The following is a 4,560-nucleotide window of genomic DNA, read 5'->3' as shown; positions in this document are numbered from 1 at the left end:
CTGGGGCTGCGCGTACTGGGGCTGGGCGTGCTGGGGGTGCCCCTGCTGGGGCTGACCATACTGCTGCGGGGCCTGCTGCCCGTACTGCTGCGGTTGGCCTTGGTACGGCTGACCGTACTGCTGCGGCATCCCGGCAGGCTGCCCGTATTGGGGCTGACCGTACTGCGGGCCCGACGGCTGGTGGCCCGGCTGGCCCGGGTGCGGTGGCTGCGTCACACGAGTAGCGTACGCCGCGCATCGCGGGGACGATCGACGCAGTCAGTCGAACAGCGGAGACTGCAGCCACCCGTACTCGAGCCCGAACCAGCCCTGAGCCAGGTCGAGGGCGCCGGTGACCCACAACGTGGCCAAGACAATGGCGCATGTGCCGATGCCGAGGATGATCTGGGCCAGCAGGTTGTCGTCGATGTACCTGGAATAGAAACTGTTGAGCAATCCCATGGCCCGGTGGCGCAGCCGCGCGGCCCACTCGAGTTCCTGCGACAGGATCAGCAGCCCGAGGAACACGAGTGCCCACCCGGGCCCCGGGTACGGGATGGTGACCGCACCGACTGCGGTCACCAGGAAACCGACGACGATCGTGACGTATCGAAGGATCCAGCCGTACCGCGAAGTGTGGCGGACACGGTGGTACGCGGCGCCGAGCGACTTGAATCGATCCTTCACGGTTGGCACGATTTCGAGTCTGCCAGAGCGCGCAGGCGGGTGCCGTCCGCCGTCACGCGAACAAGTGCTGACCCCACCATTCGCCGGGCTTCAGCCCGGGCGGGATGGCGAAGTTCGCCGAGCCGTTGGGGATCAGGTACTCGGTCATCGCGTCCTTGCGCGACAGTTGGTGCTGGATCGGCACGAACTGCTTGAAGGTGTCGCGGTTGAAGGCGATGAAGAACAGGCCGGCGTCGAGGTGGCCGAAGCCGTCCGAGCCGTCGGCGAAGTTGTAGCCGCGGCGCAGCAGCTGCGCGCCGTTGTTCTGGTCCGGGTGGGCCAGGCGCACGTGCGAGGTGGCCGGAATGATCGGTGATCCGTACGAGGTGATCTGGAAGTCGGGCTCGTCGAACTCGGAGTCCTTACCGAGCGGGGCGCCCTCGCCCTTGGTGCGCCCGACGATGTTCTCCTGTTCCAGGAGATTGGCGCGGTCCCAGGGCTCGATGTCCATTCGGATCCGGCGGGCGACGAGATAGGTGCCGCCGGTCATCCACTGCGCGGCCGGCGGGTTGTCTTCGGGGCCGACCCACACCCAGTCGTCGAGGGTGTCGGTGTCTTCGGCGCGGACGTTGGCGGTGCCGTCCTTGAAGCCGAACATGTTGCGCGGAGTGTCCTGTGACCGCGTGGTGGCCGACGTGCGGCCGAACCCGAGCTGTGACCACCGCACCGAGACGACGCCGACGCCCATGCGGGCCAGGTTGCGGACGGCGTGGACCGCGACCTGCGGGTCGTCGGCGCACGCCTGGATGCAGATGTCGCCGAACGAGCGCGACGGCTCGATCTTCTCTTGCGCGAACGCCGGGAGATCGGCGAGGGCCGAGGGCTTGCGGTGGGCGATTCCGAACCGGTCCTTGCGCTCCGGGTCCGATGCGCTGGGACCGAACAGACCGGGACCGAAACCGATGGTCAGGGTCAGGTGTGCGGGCGAGAGGCCGAGGGCCTCGCCGGTGTCGGACGGCGGGTGGTACTCGCCGAGGCCGAGCGCGCCGTCGGGCTCAGTCTCCTGCCCGCGGGTCAGCCGCTCGGCGGCCGCTGTCCACCGCTTGAGCATCGCGATGAGCTCATCGCGCGAATCGGTGATGACGTCGAATGCCGCGAAGTGGAGTCGGTCCTGCGCCTCGGTGACGATTCCGGCCTGATGGTCGCCGCGGAATGCGACGATGCGATCGGGCTCGGGTCCCGTGGCGCCCGCGACCGCCGCGCCGATCCCGACACCGCCGGCCAGCGCGACCGCCCCGACGCCCGCCGCACCGAGGACGGTACGACGGCTGACGCCGGGCTTGCCGTCGACCGGGGCCTGAGGCTCGTCGGTCGACTCCACTTCGTGCTCACTCACTAGCTGCGTTCTTTCACTTCTGCATGACGATGCCGGGCACCATCGAGAGGGTGGCCGACAGCGCGTCGACCTTGTCCGAGAGCTCACGGCGCTGCTCGACGGTCACCTTGTCGTAGGAGACGTAGCCGTCGCCCTCGCGGAACTGCTCGATGAAGGTGCGGACGTCGGCGAACTGCGCGGTGATCTTGTCCATCAGCTTCGGGTCGTGCTTGACGATGATCGGCTGCAGTTCGGCGATCAGGGTCTCGGAGCCGTCGATGTTGGCCGCGATGTCCCACATGTCGGTGTGGCTGTAGCGGTCCTCCTCGCCGCCGACCTTGGTCTTGGCGATCTCGTCGATCAGCGCCTGCGGGCCGCGGACGAACATCTGGGTCTCGAACTGGAAGTCCGGGTTGTCGACCTCGGCCTTGAGCGCCTTGACGTCGGCGACCAGTTGGTCGGCCACCTTGTCGATGGCCTCCTTGGTGTCGGCGGTCTTGGCGTTGGCGGCGTCGGCCGGGGCCACCTGGCCCTCGGCCTCACCGATCTGCTCGGCCTTGGGCGGGAACAGGTAGCGCTCGATGCGGTGGAACCCGGTGAACTCGGTCTTGCCGTCCTCGGTGTCGTCCCAGCGCATGTCGATCTTCGGGTCGAGGTCCGGGAACGACTCGGCCACCGGCTCCACGCGCTCGTAGAAGGTGCGGACCCGGCCGAACTCGCTGCGCGCCTTGTCGAGGTTGCCGCTCTTGACGTCGGCGGTGAAGGTCTCGGTCTGCGCGAGGAAGCCGTTCAGCTGGCCGCGGACGTAGTCGAGGTAGCGCGCTTTCGCGGCCTCGACGTCGGCGGGCGCCTGGCTCTTCTCCTTAGTCTCGCCGGTCACGTCGAGCGTCTGGCGGATACCCGCGCCGACCATGCCCGGCTTGCAGGCGACGGTGTAGGCGCCGGGCTCGGCGAACTCCACGCTCAGCTTGCCCTTGAGGCCGGGGCCGATGTTCTCCACCTCGGCGAGGACGCGATTGTTCTGCCCGTAGACGTAGAACTCGGTGACTTTGTCGCCCGCGTTCGTCACCTCGAAGCTCGCGGTGCCGGTCTGCAGATCGGTGCTCGACAGTTCGCAGGCGTCGTCGGTCGAGTTGACGGTGATGGCGCCGTCACTGCTGGACTTCGCCTCGCACGCGGCCAGGGCCAACGGGGTGACGGCCACGGCGCCGAGGACGACGACGTTCCGCAGAACGGGAGAGAGCTTGGCCATGGGATTCCTTTCGGGAACTACTCGGGGAAGGTGGGGCGAGGGTCAGACGGCGTCGTCGAGGACAGGCACCGCGGGTGTCGGCTCCGGCTTCGGCGCGGTTGTGCGTCCGCGCAGGTAGAACAGACCGCCGACGATCAGCACGTACAGGACCCACGCGACCACTTGGAGGACGGTGGGATCCGGTCGGAAGTTGAAGATGCCCTGCAGGATGACGCCGTACCAGGAGCCCTGGTCGTACCAGGACGAGATGTCGAAGGCGGTGTTGTGCAGCCCGGGCAGCCAGCCGTAGACCTGCAATGCGCGGGTGCCGTAGGCGAGGATGCCCGCGGCGACGACGATCAGGAAGTACCCGGTGTAGGTGAAGAACTTGGCGAAGTTGATCTTGATGGCGCCCTGGTACAGCAGCCAGGTGAGCGCCACGGCGACCAACATGCCCAGCAGCAGACCGATCAGCGGCCACAGTCCGCCCGAGACGCTCTCGGCGTACCCGACCATCAGCAAGGCGGTCTCCAGTCCCTCGCGCCCGACGGCGAGGAAGGCCAGCCCGAAGACGGCCGCGCCGCCGGCGACCAGCGCATCGCTCAGCCCGGATTTGAGGTCGCCCGACATGTGCGCGGACGCCTTGCGCATCCACAGCACCATGAAGGTGACGATGCCGACCGCGACCAACGACGCGATGCCCGCCAGGAGTTCGGCGGAGAGCGAGGAGATGGTCGACGACCCGAACTGAATGATCAGGAAGGTCGCGATCATCATGGTCAGGGCTGCGGCGACGCCCAGCCAGATCCACTTGAGGGCGTCGCGGCGCTCCGATTTCACCGCGAACGCGATGAGCACCATCACGACGATGCCCGCCTCGAGTCCCTCGCGAATGCCGATCAGCCCGCTGCCGACCATCTGGGTGACCACCGACGGGCCGCCCTGGGCGATGAACGATGTCATCGGTCTCCTTCCACACACCGTTGTTGTGAGCCAAGGCTGGGCTCAGATGAGCGGAGTCGTGACCAACCGGAAAAGAATAACGCAACTGTGGTGAGGCTCGCCTCATCGGATTCGGTGATCTAGCTGCATCGATGCCGGAATGCGCACGATATGGGGCGAAGTGCCCGGTTCGATTTGGGTCGCCGGACCGACGGATCTGCGTCACATCCGACGAGGCTCGGGAACTCGGTCGTCGACTTCGGAGTTATGCAGGTGATGTGGGACGCTGGTTCGCGGCCCGAGGCGGGTGAGCCGCGCAAACGCGGTGGAACGAAGGATGGGGAGAAGGTGACCCGAGCAGGAAGGT

The 4,560-nt window shown here is 67.3% G+C and carries 4 protein-coding genes and 1 pseudogene; all 5 read right to left on the bottom strand.

Features of this window, described 5'->3' with window-relative positions; genetic code table 11:
- A pseudogene (locus GX543_RS09920) lies at positions 1 to 216 on the bottom strand (hypothetical protein); the annotation flags it as partial.
- 42 nt (positions 217 to 258) lie between these two features.
- Positions 259 to 666 carry a TIGR02611 family protein gene (locus tag GX543_RS09915; RefSeq protein WP_290851690.1) on the bottom strand — a complete coding sequence of 136 codons (408 nt, stop codon included), beginning with the start codon at positions 664 to 666 and terminating at the stop codon, positions 259 to 261.
- Positions 667 to 718: 52 nt separating this feature from the next.
- Entirely contained in the window at positions 719 to 2,026 is a 1,308-nt protein-coding gene (efeB, locus tag GX543_RS09910; RefSeq protein WP_290851691.1) for an iron uptake transporter deferrochelatase/peroxidase subunit, read from the bottom strand.
- Positions 2,027 to 2,054: 28 nt separating this feature from the next.
- Positions 2,055 to 3,272, bottom strand: a complete 1,218-nt coding sequence (efeO, locus tag GX543_RS09905) for an iron uptake system protein EfeO (protein WP_290851689.1) — start codon at positions 3,270 to 3,272, stop codon at positions 2,055 to 2,057.
- 42 nt (positions 3,273 to 3,314) lie between these two features.
- Positions 3,315 to 4,214 carry an iron uptake transporter permease EfeU gene (efeU, locus tag GX543_RS09900; protein WP_290851687.1) on the bottom strand — a complete coding sequence of 300 codons (900 nt, stop codon included), beginning with the start codon at positions 4,212 to 4,214 and terminating at the stop codon, positions 3,315 to 3,317.
- Positions 4,215 to 4,560: the final 346 nt, after the last annotated feature.

This window comes from Gordonia sp. (in: high G+C Gram-positive bacteria) (assembly GCF_012515855.1).
In the GTDB taxonomy this organism is placed as follows: Bacteria; Actinomycetota; Actinomycetes; order Mycobacteriales; family Mycobacteriaceae; genus Gordonia.
This window is presented reverse-complemented; position numbering and strand designations above follow the sequence as displayed.

What these genes read in the sequence shown, in the direction of transcription:
- efeU (WP_290851687.1), bottom strand. Translation starts at nt 4,214, where the DNA reads ATGACATCGTTCATCGCCCAGGGCGGCCCGTCGGTGGTCACCCAGATG.
- efeO (WP_290851689.1), bottom strand. Translation starts at nt 3,272, where the DNA reads ATGGCCAAGCTCTCTCCCGTTCTGCGGAACGTCGTCGTCCTCGGCGCC.